Source organism: Streptococcus sp. CP1998 (genome assembly GCF_041026655.1).
In the GTDB taxonomy this organism is placed as follows: domain Bacteria; phylum Bacillota; class Bacilli; order Lactobacillales; family Streptococcaceae; genus Streptococcus; species Streptococcus dentalis.
The window spans coordinates 1111165-1128864 of the sequence record NZ_CP163380.1 but is presented as its reverse complement, the minus strand read 5'-3'; the positions used below and the strand labels follow the sequence as shown (position 1 = coordinate 1128864).

Sequence of the window (17700 nt, the reverse complement as noted above, 5' to 3'; positions counted from 1 at the left end):
ATGGAAAAGGAGAATCATCTATGCTTTATATTTGGTCTTACTTGAAAAAGTATCCCAAGTGGCTAGCCCTGAATCTATTTTCGGCGGTCCTGTTTGTTATTGTCAATTTGGGCTTGCCAACGGTTCTAGCTCGCATGATTGATGAAGGGATTAACCCGCGTGATGTGGACCGGCTGTATTTCTGGGGCTGGGTCATGTTTGCGATTATTTTGCTTGGGATTGTGGGGCGGATTATCTTGTCTTACGCGGTTGGTCAGCTAACGACCACCATGGTCCGCGATATGCGCAATGACCTCTATGCTAAGTTACAGGAGTACTCGCATCGCGAGTATGAGCAAATTGGGGTATCGTCATTGGTCACTCGCTTGACTTCGGATGCCTTTGTTTTGATGCAGTTTGCGGATTCTATGTTGAAGATGGGGGTCATCACACCCTTGATGATGGTTTCCAGTGTTCTCTTGATTTTGACAACCAGTCCTTCTTTAGCGTGGATTGTAGCGGTTTCTGTACCATTTCTTGCGGTCGTCGTCTGGTATGTGGCAGTTAAGACACGTCCTCTTTCTGAGAAACAACAAAAGACCCTCGACCATCTCAATCAATTTGCGCGTGAAAATTTGACTGGACTTCGTGTGATTCGTGCCTTTGCCCGTGAAGAATTCCAAGAGGATAAATTTGCGGCTGAAAATGAAGTCTACGCAGAAAACTCGAATAAATTGTTCAAACTAACTGGTTTGACAGAACCCCTATTTGTGCAGATCATCATAGCTATGATTGTGGCGATTGTCTGGTTTGCTTTGGATCCTCTTCATGACGGTAGTTTGAAAATTGGGGATCTGGTTGCCTTTATTGAGTATAGCTTCCACGCGCTCTTATCTTTCCTCTTTTTAGCCAATCTCTTTACTATGTATCCTCGGACTGCGGTTTCTAGCCGTCGTCTCAAGGAAATCATGGACATGCCCATTTCGATTGATCAAAATGAGAATGGTGTAACAGAAACAGCGTCTCGTGGCTATTTGGAATTTGACAATGTCACCTTTGCTTATCCAGGTGAGACAGAAAGTCCGGTTCTTCACAACATTTCCTTTCAAGCCAAACCTGGTGAAACGATTGCCTTTATCGGCTCGACTGGTTCTGGGAAATCTTCGCTTGTGCAGTTGATTCCTCGATTCTATGATGTCACCTTAGGAAAAATTTTGGTCGATGGTGTGGATGTCCGAGATTACAATCTGAAAGCCCTTCGCCAAAAGATTGGTTTTATTCCGCAAAAGGCTTTGCTCTTTACAGGAACCATTGCTGAAAACCTTCGTTATGGGAAAGAAGATGCATCTGTACAAGAGCTAGAACAAGCGGCTGAAATTTCCCAAGCCAAAGAATTTATTGACAGTCGCGAGGAACGCTTTGACACGCATTTGGCAGAAGGTGGTAGCAACCTTTCAGGTGGCCAAAAACAACGCTTGTCCATCGCTCGTGCCGTTGTCAAAGATCCTGATATTTTTATCTTTGATGATTCCTTCTCAGCCCTAGACTACAAGACGGATGCCACTTTGCGGAAGCGTCTCAAAGAAGTCACAGGAGATGCGACCGTCTTAATCGTAGCGCAACGCGTGGGAACCATTATGGATGCGGATCAAATTATTGTCTTGGACCAAGGGGAAATCGTCGGTCGAGGAACCCACGATGAATTGATGGAAAGCAATGAGATCTATCGTGAAATTGCCAATTCGCAGCTCGATAGTCCGTCATTAACAGAAGAATAGAAAGGAGAAGCAGATGAAACAAGAACAAAACAGTTTTAGTAGACTATGGACTTATTTGAGAGCCTATCGATTGGAAGTTTGCTTGTCCATTTTCTTAAAAATTCTGAGTGTCGTCATGAGTGTTGTCGAACCCTTTGTTTTGGGGCTTGCGATTACTGAGTTGACAAAAAATCTCATGGATATGGCAAAAGGTCTTGCGGGAGCTGGTCTTAATACCTCCTATATCGCGATCATTATGACGCTCTATCTATTCCGTGGGGTCCTCTATGAGTTGGGATCTTATTATTCTAACTATTTCATGACCAATGCTGTTCAAAAGACTGTTCAGGACATGAGAAATGATTTGTCTCATAAAATCAATCACATTCCCGTTTCTTATTTTGACCGGCATCAGTTCGGAGATTTGCTAGGACGTTTTACTAGCGATGTCGAAACCGTCTCGAATGCCTTGCAACAGTCATTCTTACAAATCGTTAATGCTATCTTTACCTTGCTCTTTGTCATCAGCATGGTCTTGTACTTAAACATCCAGCTAGGGATAGTGGTCATTTTGTCCATTCCGATCACTTATTTCAGTGCTCGATTTATCATGAAAAAATCTCAGCCTTACTTTAAAGAGCAGGCAGATGTTTTGGGGGCAATGAACGGCTTTGTGCAAGAAAATTTAACAGGCTTTAACGTCCTTAAGCTCTACGTTCGGGAAAAATCTTCCCAGGAAGAGTTTCATGATATTACCCATCACCTTCAAAAGGTAGGATTCAAGGCTAATTTCATTTCCGGCTTAATGATGCCGATTTTAAATGGGATTTCAGATTTGACTTATCTCATTATTGCTTTGTTTGGTGGCTTGCAAGTGATAGCAGGTCGTTTGACTGTGGGGAATATGCAGGCCTTCGTTCAATATGTTTGGCAGATCAACCAACCGATTCAAAACTTAACCCAATTGGCAGGGCAGCTACAAAGTGCCAAGTCGTCTCTAGATCGGATTTTCCAAGTCATGGATGAACCAGATGAAGTAGCAGATGTAACAGAAACTCTCTCTGGTGATTTGACAGGTCAGGTCAGCTTTAAAAACGTTGATTTCCAATATGTAGCGGACAAACCCTTGATTCGTGATTTCAACCTAGAAGTCAAACCAGGTGAAATGGTGGCCATTGTCGGACCGACCGGAGCAGGGAAAACAACCCTGATTAATCTGCTCATGCGCTTTTACGATGTGACTGCGGGATCGATTACGGTGGATGGTCATGATATTCGTCATCTATCTCGCCAAGATTACCGCAAACAATTCGGAATGGTGCTTCAGGATGCTTGGTTATATGAAGGAACCATCAAAGAAAACCTTCGCTTTGGTAATCTCGAGGCAACGGATGAAGAAATTGTTGAAGCCGCAAAGGCGGCCAATGTCGATCACTTTATCCGGACGCTTCCTGGTGGTTACAATATGGAAATGAACCAGGAGTCTAGCAATATTTCTCTAGGGCAAAAGCAACTCCTTACCATTGCGCGTGCGCTCCTAGCGGATCCTAAAATCTTGATTTTGGATGAAGCGACGTCTTCTGTCGATACGCGTTTAGAACTCTTGATTCAAAAAGCGATGAAGAATTTGATGAAAGGGCGGACTAGCTTTGTCATTGCTCACCGCTTGTCTACCATTCAAGAAGCAGATAAAATCCTTGTCCTCAAAGATGGCCAAATCATCGAGCAAGGAAATCACCAATCCTTGTTAGCAGATAAAGGATTCTACTATGAGCTCTACAATAGCCAATTTTCAAATAAAAAAGCGGAATAAGCTAAATAGGTTGAGATAGATTTCTCAACCTATTTTCTATAAGTCCTTTTGCAAAAAATGAAACTATTAGATCATTGCCTCTCTTCATTGACAGTGAGAAGGCATATCGGTATACTAGGTATAATCTAATTAGGAGGCCATCATGATGATTCGACCCGTTCAGCTCAGCGATGCAGCAGCTATCCGAGCGATTTACCAACCTTATGTGACAGAGACAGCCATTACCTTTGAGGTTGATGTGCCGACTGTCCAGGAATTTGAAAGCCGCATCACAAAAACGCTGCCCCAATTTCCTTATTTGGTAGCAGAAGTGGATGGGAAAGTTGTGGGGTATGCCTATGCCTCCACCTATTATGCACGCGCTGCCTATGATTGGACCACTGAATTGTCTATTTATGTATCAAAAGAAGCGCGTGGACAAGGGATTGGATCGGACCTTTATACTGCCTTAGAAGAGGAGTTGCAAGCACGAGGCTACTTACGGTTTCTGGCCTGTATCGCAGTCCCGAACGAAGCGAGCATTTCCATGCATGAAAAGCGAGGCTATGTCCAAGTGGCTCATTTCCCAAAGATTGGCTATAAGTTTAACAAATGGCATGATATCGTCTGGATGCAAAAGACGATCGAAGGGCCTGTGAGAAAAATCAAGTAAGAGCTGTTAAGGAGTAGTAGCTAAATGAAATGAACGCTCCATATCACTTGAAACAATCCATAAATTATTCAGCATAGAAGATGTTTTTATACGAAAGAGGTTTTTATGACTCAAGAACAAAGTGCTAGACTGTTACCCCAAAAGCCCTCCGGATGGGCTAAAATTCTACTTAACCGAAAGGTTCCTATTTTCCTGTTCTTCTTACTGGAATTGGCCTTTCTTGTCATTTCATATCTCAGCCTACAAGAGCATTTTCCATCCATTATCTTATGGGAACACTTGTTGAGTGTCTTTACCTTCTTTTACTTGCTCAATCGTTCCATGGATTCTCGTTCCAAACTGTCCTGGGTGATTATCATTGCCCTCTTTCCAATTTTTGGGACTGCTCTGCTTTACTTTTCGTTAGCTGATTTGGGTGTGAGACGCTTGAAGAAGCGGCTTGAGGATGCTACAGTGCAGGCTTCTGACTATCTAAGCACCGATCCAGAAGTTGCTGATTATTTATCCCAAAGTGATCGCCAATTACAGAAATTAGCTTATTTTTTGGAGCATAGTCCAGCCCAGTTTCCTATCTACAGCAACACAGAGGTTACCTATTTTCCGCTTGGAGATGACATGCTTCCATCCTTGTTGGAGGATTTGAAAAAGGCCGAGCGTTATATCTTCATGGAATATTTCATCATTGACGAAGGGATCATGTGGGGTGAGATTTTAGCCATTTTAGAGGAGAAGGCCAATGCAGGTCTGGACGTTCGTGTCATGTTTGATGGGATGAATGAGATGACTACCTTGTCCTATGATTATATTGAGCGCTTGCACAAGGTTGGGATAAAAGCTCAGGCCTTCTCACCAGTCAAGCCTATTCTATCAACCTATTACAATTACCGAGACCATCGAAAGATTACAGTGATTGATGGTCAAGTTGCTTATACTGGTGGTGTAAATATCGCTGATGAGTATGTCAATAAACGAGAACGCTTTGGTCATTGGAAGGACACGGCCCTTCGCTTAGATGGTTCAGCAGTTCAAACACTGAAAGCTCTCTTTTTGACCATGTGGACAGTGACTGGAATAGAGGATAAAAGGGATATGGAGCACTATCTACAAGAAAAACCTCAAAAAAGAGAGGGTCAAGGCTTGGTTCTTCCTTATGGAAATTCACCATTGACCTATCACAAAGTGGCTGAGGATGTTTATCTTCATTTACTGAATACATCGACCGATTATGTTCACATTATGACGCCTTATCTGATTTTGGATGACGAATTGGTTAGAGCCATGACTTTTGCGGCCAAACGAGGAGTAGATGTTCGGATCATTATGCCAGGGATTCCAGATAAACAGTACGCCTTTGATATTGCGACGACCTATTTTAAAGCGCTCTTGGATGCTGGCGTCCGTATTTTCCGTTATACCCCAGGCTTTGTCCATGCTAAAGTTTATGTTTCTGATAGCCAACAAGCTGTGGTAGGAACCATTAATACAGACTACCGAAGTCTCTATCAAAATTTTGAAGATGGGGTTTTTCTCTACAAAAATCTAGAAGTGCTTCATATTGAACAAGATTTTGAGAGAACCCAGGCGCTCTCAGAGGAAGTCACTCTAGAAAGTTTATCTAAAATGGCTATGGCTCATCGTCTGAGTGGCTATCTTTTTTCTTTGATTGGACCTTTGATGTAAAAAAGGAGGAATCATATGGATACAAAAATTCTTTTGAAATTGTTAGAAGACCAAGCTGATCCAGCGAAAGTCCCAGCAATGGAAGCTTATATGAAAAATAAATTCAGCTTTCTTAGCGTTCAAAAACCAATTCTCAAAAAGATTGAAAGAGAGTTTTTTAAACCTTTCATAAAGGATCCAATTGATTGGACTTTTGTGGAAGAGTGTTGGCAGCAACCTTACCGAGAGTTTCAATATATTGCTATGGATTATCTGGATAAAAAGAAGAAGGAGCTTAGACCTGAAGATTTTCCAAAGCTAAAGGAATTGGCTCAAACCAAATCATGGTGGGACAGTATAGATCAATTGGACCTTATCATCGGAGAGATTACTTTGCACTATCCAGAAACTAAGCAGGTTATGCTGGATTGGAGTAAGGATCAGGACTTTTGGTTGAGGCGGATTGCCATTGACCACCAGCTTATGAGGAAAGAAAAAACAGATACGGATTTGTTAGAAAAAGTGATCCTCAATAATCTAGGTCAAAGCGAGTTCTTTATAAATAAGGCAATTGGCTGGAGTTTACGCAATTATTCCAAGGTTAATCCGGATTGGGTAGGGGCCTTTATTGACCGCTATCGAGATCAGTTGTCTCCTTTGAGCATTCGAGAAGGAAGCAAGTACCTACCCTCTTGACATTTTTTGGCCGTTCATGGTAAACTAGTTTTATGCGATGAGTCGATTGGCTCTTAGGAGCCTTTTGCGCTGAGGAGGTCTACATTCAATTGTAACGCAGGAGCGGACCTTGAGCAGTTGTGTGAACCGGCTGTTCTCATCGAAAGGTGCCTCGAATCCCTTACCATTTGGTAGGGGATTTTTTTGTTTGTTCCTTAGCTGAGGAGCTTTTCGATTAGATTGGTTATCTAATCTGTTGTCCAATAAACCCTTCTAAAAAAGAAGAGACTACCATAGTATGTTTGCTCTAATTTTATCACAGTGGTATAATAGGTGAAAAGATAGCCCTATCTTTCATACCACCCATGGAAAGGAGATGTCTATGGAAGTTGAACAAAACCAGTCAAAGACTAGATGGTCGCAAGAAAAATTTCAGCGAATTAGTGAGCTGGAAAATTCAAAAGAGTATCAAGACCGGCTGTTTCTTATGAAGGAACAGATGAAGAGCAATCTTCATTGGAGGGCCGTCACCATTCTTGGTATTATTTTAGCTATACTATCTTTCCTACTTTTTAGATTGCGAGCAGTTATTATCATTCTTCCTGTTCTCGTTTTCTATTATTTACCTCAATACAAAAAAAGGCAGGCTTTATTCGGGGATAATGTTAGGTCCAATGATGAAATTTATATTAACGATTTTCTCTGTCCTATTCTGAAAGAAGTCTTTCCTCAAGCAGAGTTAACCTTGACAGCTAACTATGCTATGGGTGCTTTACAGGTAGTTAGTCCTCGGTCAACCAAGTTTAATCTCTTTAATCAACTGTCCTTCCATGATGAAAGTAATCTCACAGTCGCCAACCTTTATGCTCACCATACAGAGACCAGGTATGAAACAGACTCAAATGGACACACCAGAACCGTCCAAGAAGAAGTGACGGATTTCGTTGGTCAACTCTTTTCTCTAAAGGCTCCGAGTCCCTTCCCAGGACATATGCGGGTAGTTCCGACCAAGAAATCCCTCTTTTTCAAAAGAGAAGTCAAAGGAGCCTATCCAGGTCCTGGAAAAAATGAGGTACAAATTGAAACAGAAGATATCCAGAACAACGAGAATTACAATATCTATTGTACGGATGAATTTGCTGCTCGAAAATTTTTGAAGCCTAAGGTGTTAGATTGGTTCGACAAGCAGATTGCTCAAAATGCGATGTGTGTCTACTTGGTAGAGGATCGTCTCTATATTTCCTTGTATACCAATCGCTATATTTTTCCAACACCAAGAAAGAAACAAGCTGTTGAGAATCTTTCCTTAGCTGCAGAGTATCAAAAACTCTGTATGGAGATTGATATCATTGATGAATTAACCAATATTTTTAAAGGAGAATGACGATGTCAGGTTTCATTATTGCACTTATTGTTTTTGCACTAGTAGTTGTTATGTGGTTTATCGGAGAAAGCAATCGCTTGAACCGTTATCAGGTCATGATTGAAGAATCAAAGAGGACGGTTGATATCACCTTGGTTAAACGCTACGACACCATTTCGGAAATGTTGAAGGTTGCTAAGGCTTATGCCAAACATGAAGAGAAAGTCTTTAGCGAATTGGTAGCCCTTCGCCAAGGTGCCTCTATCCAAGAATCCAATCAAGTTATTGCCAATCAAAATGATGTTTTGGCACAAATCCGAGCAGTGGGTGAGAATTATCCGGAGCTCTTATCTTCTAACCAATTCTTGGCCTTGCAAAAAGAAATTGCAGACGAAAATGAAGATTTGGCAGCTTCTAAACGCATTGTCAATAGCAATATTAGCCAAATCAACCAAGCCATTGTAACCTTCCCAACTTCAGTAGTTGCGGGTATCAAAGGGATGCAACAGGTCCAGTTTCTATTGGAAGATACTCAAGGTAAGAAGGATTTAAGTGATTTGAATTATGACCTTGACTAAATAGATATTTATTATAATTAACCATCAAAAATCCTGGTCTTAGAATCAGGATTTTTTCCTACTGTTGGTACTTTTCATTTATGACAAAAAATTGTATAATAGTACAAATACTCAATTTTTAGAAAATTTTGAAAGAGGATTTACTATGGGATACACAGTTGCTGTTGTCGGTGCTACAGGTGCCGTTGGTGCTCAAATGATCAAAATGTTGGAAGAATCTACTCTTCCAATCGATAAGATTCGCTACCTTGCGTCTGCACGTTCTGCAGGAAAAGTTTTGCAATTTAAAGGGCAAGACGTGACCATTGAAGAAACGACTGAAGATGCTTTTGAAGGGGTTGATATTGCCCTTTTCTCAGCTGGTGGTTCAACATCTGCCAAATATGCACCTTATGCGGTGAAAGCAGGCGCAGTAGTGGTCGATAACACTTCATATTTCCGTCAAAATCCGGATGTCCCATTGGTTGTTCCTGAAGTGAATGCACATGCGCTTGATGCTCATAACGGAATTATCTCTTGTCCAAACTGTTCAACCATCCAAATGATGGTCGCTCTTGAGCCGGTTCGTCAAAAATGGGGCTTGGACCGTATCATCGTGTCTACTTACCAAGCTGTATCAGGGGCTGGTATGGGAGCTATTCTTGAAACCCAACGTGAGTTGAAGGAAGTTTTGAATGATGGTGTCAACCCACGCGATGTCCAAGCGGAAATCTTGCCATGCGGTGGTGATAAAAAACATTACCCAATTGCTTTCAACGCTCTTCCACAAATCGACGTCTTCACAGAAAATGACTATACTTACGAAGAAATGAAGATGACGAATGAAACCAAGAAAATCATGGAAGATGATAGCATTGCCGTTTCAGCAACTTGTGTGCGGATTCCAGTCTTGTCAGCTCACTCAGAGTCAGTCTACATTGAAACAAAAGAAGTGGCACCAATTGACGAAGTGAAAGTCGCTATTGTTGCCTTCCCAGGTGCAGTCCTTGAAGACGATGTTGCTCACCAAATCTACCCACAAGCCGTTAATGCGGTCGGTTCACGCGATACTTTCGTTGGACGGATTCGTAAAGACTTGGATGCTGAAAAAGGAATTCACATGTGGGTGGTTTCAGATAACCTTCTTAAAGGAGCTGCTTGGAACTCAGTCCAAATCGCAGAAACCCTTCATGAACGTGGACTCGTACGACCAACAGCTGAATTGAAGTTTGAATTGAAATAGGGAGCAAAACAGAAATCAGTAACTCGAAGAGTTTGATTTCTCCTTAGCTAACTAGCAAATCAACTTGTTTTATAAACAGATCATGAGGCAAAGGCAAGCAGGCCCCAGCCTCTTTCTTATATAGAGAAAGGTTTTTTCTATGTCTTATAATGATTTGAAAGATTGTAAAATCATCACTGCATTTATCACTCCCTTCCATGAAGATGGAACCATTAATTTTGACGCTCTTCCTGCCTTGATCGAGCACCTCTTGGCACATCATACAGATGGGATTCTCTTAGCTGGAACGACTGCAGAAAGTCCAACTCTGACCCACGATGAGGAATTGCAACTCTTTGCGGCCGTTCAAAAGATTGTCAATGGACGGGTCCCTTTGATCGCTGGTATCGGAACCAATGAAACCCGCGACTCGATTGAGTTCGTTAAAGAAGTGGATGCTTTTGGTGGCTTTGCAGCAGGATTGGCTATCGTCCCTTACTACAATAAACCATCCCAAGAAGGAATGTATCAACACTTTAAAGCGATTGCGGATGCATCTAATCTTCCGATTATTATTTACAATATTCCAGGGCGCGTGGTAGTAGAAATGACACCTGAAACCATGCTTCGTTTGGCAGAGCACCCAAATATCATCGGGGTCAAAGAGTGTACAACCCTTGCTAATATGGCCTATTTGATTGAACACAAGCCAGAAGAATTTCTCATCTATACAGGGGAAGATGGAGATGCTTTCCACGCGATGAACCTTGGGGCTGATGGAGTGATCTCAGTGGCTTCTCATACAAATGGAGATGAAATGCATGAGATGTTCCAAGCCATTGAACACAACGATATTAAAAAGGCTGCGGCTATCCAACGTCAGTTTATCCCTAAAGTCAACGCTCTCTTCTCATATCCAAGTCCAGCTCCTGTCAAAGCTGTCTTGAACTATATGGGCTTTGAAGCAGGGCCAACTCGTTTGCCATTGGTGCCAGCACCAGCAGAAGAAGCGAAACGCATTATCAAGGTTGTAGTAGATGGGGATTACCATGCATCTAAAGAGATCATTACGGGAGTTTTAAGACCGGATTATTAATGTTTAATTGCAGAATTTTTTGTTTGAACATGAATAAATTAACATCTCAATGAATGAAGCTATTTTTTGAAAGAGCTTTGATTCTTGGCAAAAAAATTATATAATAAAGTAGTAGGTCTTCATTTCTTTATAAAGGAAATGGAGTATTCATGAAAAATTAAAATAAAGGAGATTCCGATGGAAGTCATTAAACGTAGTGGAGAAGTGGTTGAATTCAACCCAGATAAAATTTACCAAGCTATTTTGAAAGCTGCGCAAGTTGTCTATGTTTTGACAGATGATTTGCGACAAAACCTAGCTCAAGTGACGAAGAAAGTTGCTATGGATTTAGATGAAGCTCAAGTAGAACGCGCAACCATCAGTATGATCCAATCATTAGTGGAACAACGCTTGCTGGGAGCAGGTTATATTACCATTGCAGAACACTACATTTCTTATCGCTTGCAACGCGATTTGGAACGGAGTGGTTATGGTGATCACATCGCCGTGCATTTGCATTTTGAGCAAATTCGATAAGCTAGATAGTGCTCGCGAGGTAACGCCATCGTGTTTGAACCACCCTTATAGGGTGGTTTTGACTGTCTAGCCAATTAGTTTATTTCGAAAGGTTTACATGTATGCAAAACCCAACCATCTATACCTATCTCAATCAGGATTTTACAGCTATTCCACTTTTTGATGGATTGAGCGTCGATGGTGTTTCTCAAGGAAGTCAGGCAGATTTGCATCTGGCTGATGATTTTCAGTCCCCCTCTGAAGCTGTTTTCTATTTTCTAAATGGTCAATGGTTTCTTGAATGTTTGTCTGGGATGATTGAGGTGGATGGTGTCACCTATCCGAAAAACCAACGTGTTTTATTAAATCATCGTTCCATTATCCATCTTTGTGACGCCGACGGCCATGTTTTTCGCTCAAAATTCATCATTGTTGAAATGCAATCCCTTGAATGGAAGACTATTGCAAAAGATGCTTTTCCGATGGATCTGTCCTCGCTTGCTAGGATTGATTGTGCAGTCTTATCAAATCAGTTGGTTGTCCGATTAGGAGATCAGATCATTTACCAGGATCTTCAGGCAGCAGCTGCAGATTCATCTGTTTCAACGAGGGAGCACAATGATTTTTCCCATTCATCACTAACGATTGCTATTCAAGATGTAACGGTCGGAAATCTCTTAAATCGTAAGACCATCCTCAAGGATATTCAGGTTGAATTTAAACCCAAGGAAATGATTTTAATTCTGGGCGGTTCTGGTGCTGGAAAATCAACCTTTATGGAAGCAGTGACAGGACTTGTTCATTCAAATACCAGTGCTTATTTTAATGGCGTAGATCTGTTAAATGATGGAAAAAAACAAGGTGTCATCACCCTGGCTCCTCAATCCCCTGACGAGCATTACCGCATGGAAGACACGGTCTATATGAATCTCGAAGATGCAGCAAAGCTCTACGGTCCATCCGAATTAGCAGACAATCCTGAACTTCGTAAAGAAGAAGTGCTATCTGTTCTGAGAAAACTGGACTTAGAATCTGTCAAAGGATCCAAGTGTTCTTCTCTATCTGGCGGACAAAAGAAAAAACTCACGATTGCTATGGAATACATCACGCGCCCTGAAATCCTCTTTATGGATGAGCCGGATTCTGGTGTCGATGGGAGTATGGTCATGGAGGTCATGACCACATTGAGAGAGATTACAGATGAAGGAAAAATCTTATGTGTCATCACGCATACGCCCGATCGTATTCGTCATCTCTTTGACAAGGTCATGGTGGTCGGAAAGAGTTCGGAAGGCTGTGGTAGACTGTGTTACTTTGGCTCCGTAGACAATGCGCTAACAGTCTTTGCTGCTCAGAGTTTAGAAGAAATCGTTCATAAAATTTCAGGTGCTGAAAATGCAGCTCTTGTTGACCAATATGTTCAATGGTTTGAAAATGAAAGGAGAGGTGGCCATGCTGGATAAGAAGCAAGTCTCGATTTATTTTAGAAAATTCCTTCGACTCCTCATCAACAAGAAATCTCTATTTTTTGTCTTAGAAGCGATTCTTCTTCCTTTCATCATTTCGATCGCTTTTGATGCCAATGAAGTTTTTGATAAATACCATATTACGAGAACTTGTTCCATTATGTTTATTTCTGCAGCACTCTGGATTGGTCTCTTTAATTCAGTGACCAGTATTTGTAATGAGCGTAAAGTTATCAAGTTTGAGTACCAAATTAAAGGCTTGTCCTTGCCTTCTTATGTGACGGCGCGCGTGCTAACAGAGTTGGTGCTTTGTTTCGCGGAAGCGATCTTAATGATTGGAACCATTGTTGTGCGCTATCCACGTATCCAAGGAAACAGTAGCCAGATATTCCTTTTTGGGATCACTTTGTTTTTGGTGATCTTTACTTCAGATATGTTGGCCTTATTGATTTCAGCCTTTGTTAAAAAATCATCCCAAGCGATGACAGCCATGCCGCTTGTATTGATGGTTCAATTGCTGTTTTCCAATTTCCTCCAATCCTTGGATGAGAAAATTCCATTTTTAGTCTGGATCTCACATGCGACCATTACGAGATGGGGAACAACAGCCTTCTTCCGGATTGCAAACATGAATAATATGGTCCCCTCCCAAGGTCATACTGACTGGCAAGTTTATCAAAAAGATGGGGTAGGAACCTATGATTTTGATCTACTTGCGATTCTTGGAAATTGGGGGGTCTTGCTTGCTTTTGCAGCTCTATTTATAGTCGCAACTTCCCTCGTATTGACTTCTGTCCGTAAGGACGCTCGATAAAAAATAAGGAGATGATTTATGAAAAACTGTACCAATTGCCAGGCACCTATCAATGCTGGTGATGCCTTTTGTTCTAAGTGTGGAGCTAAAGTTCAAGTAGCTGCACAAGCTGAACCAAAAGCTGTTGCGTTTCAACCAAAGACAGTGCAATTAGGGCCAACTCCCACTCAAGCCCCAGCACCTAAAAAAACCAAAAGAAACATGAAAGGAATTTTAGCAGGAATTTTTGTACTTCTTGCTATCATTACTGTTGCAGGTTATTTCTTTTTAAACCATGGCAGCAGTGACACCATTAATTTAGAGGACTATGTAAAGCTAAAATTTGAGGGGAATGATGGTGAAGGCTATATTGTTGAGAAGTCAGTTAGTTTGAACAAGGAAAATTTAGATCGAGATATCAAGAAAAAGATAGAAGCAGAAGGCTTGAATACTGAGAGTTCAAACTACAATATCGATCAGCTAGTTTCAAAAGTCGAATTTAGTGTTTATAAAGGGGATGAACTGATCAAGGTAAAAGATCGCAAGAACCTGAACAATCATGATAAAATTACGGTCAAATTACTTTACGATAAAAGCGATCTTGAAGACATGATACCTGGCCTTCACTTTACTGGTACATCTGTAACTCAGGAGGCAGATCTTATCCCGCTTGTAGGGATTGACCCCTTTAAGGGTTTTTATCCAAAAATCAAGGGCATTTCTCCAAATGGAAGGTTATCAAAACCATCTAAATTTGAAGGAAAAGATCTAGAAATTATTGCAAAAGCAACCGCTAACTATGGCTTCCCATTTGATTATTATCTGAACGGTAAAGAAGTTTCAAGTAATGATCCCATTGCAGTTGGAGATGAAATCGAAATTCGTCTCAATGAAAGTGGTAAAAATGCATTGAAAAAAGAAGGTCAAACTGTTGAGAAAGGAAAAGACAGCAAGAAATACAAGGTCACCTTGGCTGATTTTGAGGAAGGGGCTTATGTGACTTCCTTGTCAAAAGTGGATGAGGATACACAAGAAGCCATCTCTAAGAATGTAGAGGATGCAGCAAAGGCTTATGCGGCTGACCGCAATTATAAAGACCTTCCAAAATTTGAAGGGATGGCTTTTGCGGCAATCAAAGATGGGGTTGATTGGGGAGGGACATTTGATTCCAAAATTCCACAAATGGTCTATGTATACTCTATTACCAATACATCTTATGGTAAATCAAAAACAAGTTATTTTGTCATTTCAAAGATAGCGGTTATTGAACAGGTCGAAAATCATGGAAAAGCCAACGTTCATAAAAAACCTGGAAAAACCATTCAAACCTTTGAGAAAAATGCTAAGAAATACGACTTCAAAAGCATGTCTGATGAGAATGACTTGAAGAACTACTTTACTAGAAATATCGACACCTATACCTATACAATGGACGATCAATTGAAATCGTTGATAAATTGGACAGAATAGAAGAAAAAGAAGTTACTTCGGTAGCTTCTTTTTAGTATTTTATTAATCACAGTGATTCCAGAAAACATGGTATAATAGAGGAGATTGAACTGGAAAGGAAGTGAGATTATGGCAACTATTCAATGGTTTCCTGGACACATGTCCAAAGCTAGAAGACAAGTACAAGAAAATTTAAAATTCGTGGATTTTGTAACGGTTCTGGTAGATGCTCGTTTGCCCCTATCAAGCCAAAATCCCATGTTAACCAAAATTGTTGGTGATAAGCCCAAATTAATGATTTTGAACAAGGTAGACTTGGCAGATCCTGTTGCCACAAAAGAATGGCAGGACTATTTTGAGTCACAAGGGATCAAAACCTTGGCTATCAACTCCAAAGAGCAATCTACAGTTAAAAAAGTAACAGATGCTGCTAAGAGCTTGATGGCCGATAAAATTGCCCGTCAAAAGGAACGGGGAATTCAGATTGAAACCCTTCGGACCATGATCATCGGGATTCCTAATGCTGGGAAATCAACTTTGATGAACCGCTTAGCAGGGAAAAAGATTGCTGTTGTTGGAAATAAACCAGGGGTAACCAAGGGGCAACAATGGTTAAAAACCAATAAAGACCTTGAAATCCTAGATACTCCAGGGATTCTCTGGCCCAAGTTTGAAGATGAAGAAGTGGCCTTAAAGCTCGCTTTAACAGGCGCCATCAAAGACCAGTTGCTTCCAATGGATGAAGTGACCATCTTTGGTCTTAACTATTTCAAAAAGCACTATCCAGCTGTTTTGCAGGAACGTTTTAAACAAATGGATCTGGAACAAGAAGCACCTGAAATCATTATGGAGATGACCCAGAAATTAGGATTTCGTGAGGATTACGACCGTTTTTACCAACTCTTTGTCAAAGATGTTCGTGATGGGAAATTGGGACGGTATACGCTGGATCGCGTAGGGGAAATTGATGGCAACCATTAAGGAAATTAAAGAACAATTAGCAAACATCCAGCGGTTAGACGATCCTTTATTGGCTGAATTGGAACAGGATAGCAGATCTGGTGTGATCCAAGCGATCGCAAAGCGAAAAAGAGACATCCAAAAACGGATAGATGAAGATGAGCGCTTGGAAGGAATGCTGACCTATGAAAAAGAATGCTATGCGCGTGGGATGGAACTCATTGCAGGAGTGGATGAAGTGGGACGTGGCCCATTAGCGGGTCCAGTTGTTGCAGCTGCCGTGATCTTGCCGAAAGCTTGTAAAATTCCAGGCCTCAACGATAGTAAAAAGATTCCAAAATCCAAACACAAGGAAATCTATGAGGCTGTGCTCCAAAACGCCATTGCGATCGGAATCGGCGTCAAGGACAATCAAGTGATTGACCAGGTTAATATCTATGAAGCTACGAAGCTAGCCATGATGGAGGCCATTGGTCAGCTAGATCCTCAACCCCAGCATCTTTTGATTGATGCCATGAAGTTGGATCTTCCTATTCCCCAAACTAGTATCATCAAAGGGGATGCCAACTCCTTATCCATTGCTGCAGCATCCATCGTAGCCAAGGTGACTCGGGATCAGATGATGGAAGAGTTTGATTGCGAATATCCGGGTTATGATTTTACGCAGAACGCTGGCTATGGGACGGCTAACCATCTGGCTGGCCTTCACAAGCTGGGAGTGACTCCTATCCATCGGCGTTCATTTGAACCCGTCAAATCAATGTGTGAGGATTAGGTTATGCTATTTACCATCGATATCGGAGGGACCTTTATAAAGTACGGTCTGATGGATGCAGACTATCAATTGATCCGTACAGACAAGATCCCAACACCATCTACGATTGAGGAGTTTTGGCAAGGATTAGAAGGAATCGTTGCTCCTGTACGGGAAGAAATCGAGGGAATCGCCATTTCATGCCCTGGTGAGATCCAAAAGAGCCTTGGCTTTGTCTTTCGAGGTGGTCTCATTCCATATTTGCGAGGCATTCCTCTAGCTAGTAGATTAGAACAAACATTTCAAGTACCCGTCACCGTTCTTAATGATGGAGAAGCTGCTGGTCTAGCGGAAGCAAGGCTTGGTAATCTAAAAGATTGTCCTTGCGGTGCGACCTTGGTCTTAGGGACTGGAGTTGGTCTTGCTCTTCTTTCGAATGGTGACCTATTGAGAGGATGGCAACTGACAGAATACATTCGGTCTATTGATAAGGCAGAAAGAACACCAGAAAATCGCCGCTTTCATCGCGAACTCTTTTTGCAAGGCATTTCCAATCTTTTGGAAAACACCGGTTCAGCTGTTCAATTCGTTGAGAAGGCTAGTCACATCTTGAACTTAGAAAAGGCAGATGGTATAGCTGTTTTCAAAGCTCTTGATCAAGGAGGCCATGAGGAGCTGACATCCTTGTTTCAGGCTTATTGTCATGATATTGCTATTCTGATTTTTAATCTTCAATCTTTGCTCTTGCTTGAAAAAGTGACGATTGGAGGGGGTATTAGTAGTCAACCACTACTGATCGAAGAGATCAGTCGACAATACCATGACCTGCTCTCTCAAAAAGGGCATAAACAATTTGAGGTCTTACCCATCCAAGCGGCTCGCTTCCATAATGAAAGCAACTTGATTGGTGCCGCATCTTACTTTTATTCTTCGACACATCAAAAAAAGTTCTAGAAATAGAGCTTTTTTCTTTTCTTTTTCGAATAAATAAGTGAGAGGAAGTAGAAGGT

16 protein-coding genes are annotated in these 17700 nt (G+C 41.4%); all 16 read left to right on the top strand.

Translation table 11 applies throughout. The features are described 5' to 3' along the window. Positions 1–20: 20 nt before the first annotated feature. The 16 genes from AB4X21_RS05825 to AB4X21_RS05750 all read left to right on the top strand — a co-directional run bounded on the left by AB4X21_RS05825 (position 21) and on the right by AB4X21_RS05750 (position 17644). Complete coding sequence (locus AB4X21_RS05825; protein WP_320910692.1) at positions 21–1757, top strand: ABC transporter ATP-binding protein; 1737 nt, start codon at positions 21–23, stop codon at positions 1755–1757. Between the two features lie 13 nt (positions 1758–1770). Continuing rightward, positions 1771–3549: an ABC transporter ATP-binding protein gene (locus AB4X21_RS05820; RefSeq protein ID WP_369087629.1), complete on the top strand. Its 1779-nt coding sequence runs from the start codon at positions 1771–1773 to the stop codon at positions 3547–3549. Positions 3550–3691: 142 nt separating this feature from the next. Next, positions 3692–4201 carry an N-acetyltransferase family protein gene (locus AB4X21_RS05815; protein ID WP_320910694.1) on the top strand — a complete coding sequence of 170 codons (510 nt, stop codon included), beginning with the start codon at positions 3692–3694 and terminating at the stop codon, positions 4199–4201. A gap of 105 nt (positions 4202–4306) precedes the next feature. Further along, positions 4307–5881, top strand: a complete 1575-nt coding sequence (cls, locus tag AB4X21_RS05810; RefSeq protein ID WP_369087628.1) for a cardiolipin synthase — start codon at positions 4307–4309, stop codon at positions 5879–5881. Between the two features lie 15 nt (positions 5882–5896). Beyond that, on the top strand, positions 5897–6556 hold the full coding sequence (locus tag AB4X21_RS05805) for a DNA alkylation repair protein (RefSeq protein WP_320910696.1): 660 nt from the start codon (positions 5897–5899) through the stop codon (positions 6554–6556). Positions 6557–6917: 361 nt separating this feature from the next. After that, entirely contained in the window at positions 6918–7919 is a 1002-nt protein-coding gene (locus tag AB4X21_RS05800; RefSeq protein WP_369087627.1) for a DUF3137 domain-containing protein, read from the top strand. Positions 7920–7921: 2 nt separating this feature from the next. Next, a complete protein-coding gene (locus AB4X21_RS05795) occupies positions 7922–8476 on the top strand; it encodes a LemA family protein (RefSeq protein WP_151379361.1) in 555 nt (184 codons plus the stop codon). Positions 8477–8621: 145 nt separating this feature from the next. Continuing rightward, entirely contained in the window at positions 8622–9698 is a 1077-nt protein-coding gene (locus tag AB4X21_RS05790; protein WP_369087626.1) for an aspartate-semialdehyde dehydrogenase, read from the top strand. Positions 9699–9837: 139 nt separating this feature from the next. Continuing rightward, entirely contained in the window at positions 9838–10773 is a 936-nt protein-coding gene (gene dapA, locus AB4X21_RS05785; RefSeq protein ID WP_369087625.1) for a 4-hydroxy-tetrahydrodipicolinate synthase, read from the top strand. Between the two features lie 177 nt (positions 10774–10950). After that, entirely contained in the window at positions 10951–11289 is a 339-nt protein-coding gene (locus AB4X21_RS05780) for an ATP cone domain-containing protein (protein WP_003001449.1), read from the top strand. Between the two features lie 101 nt (positions 11290–11390). Further along, entirely contained in the window at positions 11391–12731 is a 1341-nt protein-coding gene (locus AB4X21_RS05775; RefSeq protein ID WP_369087624.1) for an ATP-binding cassette domain-containing protein, read from the top strand. Further along, positions 12721–13548 (top strand): ABC transporter permease, encoded by an 828-nt coding sequence (locus AB4X21_RS05770; protein WP_151379372.1) that lies wholly within the window; start codon positions 12721–12723, stop codon positions 13546–13548. The genes AB4X21_RS05775 and AB4X21_RS05770 overlap by 11 nt, the downstream gene beginning before the upstream one ends. 18 nt (positions 13549–13566) lie before the next feature. Continuing rightward, positions 13567–14997 carry a zinc-ribbon domain-containing protein gene (locus AB4X21_RS05765; RefSeq protein WP_369087623.1) on the top strand — a complete coding sequence of 477 codons (1431 nt, stop codon included), beginning with the start codon at positions 13567–13569 and terminating at the stop codon, positions 14995–14997. A gap of 108 nt (positions 14998–15105) precedes the next feature. Further along, positions 15106–15957: a ribosome biogenesis GTPase YlqF gene (ylqF, locus tag AB4X21_RS05760; protein ID WP_134974381.1), complete on the top strand. Its 852-nt coding sequence runs from the start codon at positions 15106–15108 to the stop codon at positions 15955–15957. Then, on the top strand, positions 15944–16711 hold the full coding sequence (locus tag AB4X21_RS05755; protein ID WP_151379358.1) for a ribonuclease HII: 768 nt from the start codon (positions 15944–15946) through the stop codon (positions 16709–16711). The genes ylqF and AB4X21_RS05755 overlap by 14 nt, the downstream gene beginning before the upstream one ends. A gap of 3 nt (positions 16712–16714) precedes the next feature. Continuing rightward, positions 16715–17644, top strand: a complete 930-nt coding sequence (locus tag AB4X21_RS05750) for an ROK family protein (protein ID WP_151379357.1) — start codon at positions 16715–16717, stop codon at positions 17642–17644. The last annotated feature ends 56 nt before the right edge of the window (positions 17645–17700 follow it).

What these genes read in the sequence shown, in the direction of transcription:
- AB4X21_RS05825 (WP_320910692.1), top strand. Translation starts at nt 21, where the DNA reads ATGCTTTATATTTGGTCTTACTTGAAAAAGTATCCCAAGTGGCTAGCC.
- AB4X21_RS05820 (WP_369087629.1), top strand. Translation starts at nt 1,771, where the DNA reads ATGAAACAAGAACAAAACAGTTTTAGTAGACTATGGACTTATTTGAGA.
- AB4X21_RS05815 (WP_320910694.1), top strand. Translation starts at nt 3,692, where the DNA reads ATGATGATTCGACCCGTTCAGCTCAGCGATGCAGCAGCTATCCGAGCG.
- cls (WP_369087628.1), top strand. Translation starts at nt 4,307, where the DNA reads ATGACTCAAGAACAAAGTGCTAGACTGTTACCCCAAAAGCCCTCCGGA.
- AB4X21_RS05805 (WP_320910696.1), top strand. Translation starts at nt 5,897, where the DNA reads ATGGATACAAAAATTCTTTTGAAATTGTTAGAAGACCAAGCTGATCCA.
- AB4X21_RS05800 (WP_369087627.1), top strand. Translation starts at nt 6,918, where the DNA reads ATGGAAGTTGAACAAAACCAGTCAAAGACTAGATGGTCGCAAGAAAAA.
- AB4X21_RS05795 (WP_151379361.1), top strand. Translation starts at nt 7,922, where the DNA reads ATGTCAGGTTTCATTATTGCACTTATTGTTTTTGCACTAGTAGTTGTT.
- AB4X21_RS05790 (WP_369087626.1), top strand. Translation starts at nt 8,622, where the DNA reads ATGGGATACACAGTTGCTGTTGTCGGTGCTACAGGTGCCGTTGGTGCT.
- dapA (WP_369087625.1), top strand. Translation starts at nt 9,838, where the DNA reads ATGTCTTATAATGATTTGAAAGATTGTAAAATCATCACTGCATTTATC.
- AB4X21_RS05780 (WP_003001449.1), top strand. Translation starts at nt 10,951, where the DNA reads ATGGAAGTCATTAAACGTAGTGGAGAAGTGGTTGAATTCAACCCAGAT.
- AB4X21_RS05775 (WP_369087624.1), top strand. Translation starts at nt 11,391, where the DNA reads ATGCAAAACCCAACCATCTATACCTATCTCAATCAGGATTTTACAGCT.
- AB4X21_RS05770 (WP_151379372.1), top strand. Translation starts at nt 12,721, where the DNA reads ATGCTGGATAAGAAGCAAGTCTCGATTTATTTTAGAAAATTCCTTCGA.
- AB4X21_RS05765 (WP_369087623.1), top strand. Translation starts at nt 13,567, where the DNA reads ATGAAAAACTGTACCAATTGCCAGGCACCTATCAATGCTGGTGATGCC.
- ylqF (WP_134974381.1), top strand. Translation starts at nt 15,106, where the DNA reads ATGGCAACTATTCAATGGTTTCCTGGACACATGTCCAAAGCTAGAAGA.
- AB4X21_RS05755 (WP_151379358.1), top strand. Translation starts at nt 15,944, where the DNA reads ATGGCAACCATTAAGGAAATTAAAGAACAATTAGCAAACATCCAGCGG.
- AB4X21_RS05750 (WP_151379357.1), top strand. Translation starts at nt 16,715, where the DNA reads ATGCTATTTACCATCGATATCGGAGGGACCTTTATAAAGTACGGTCTG.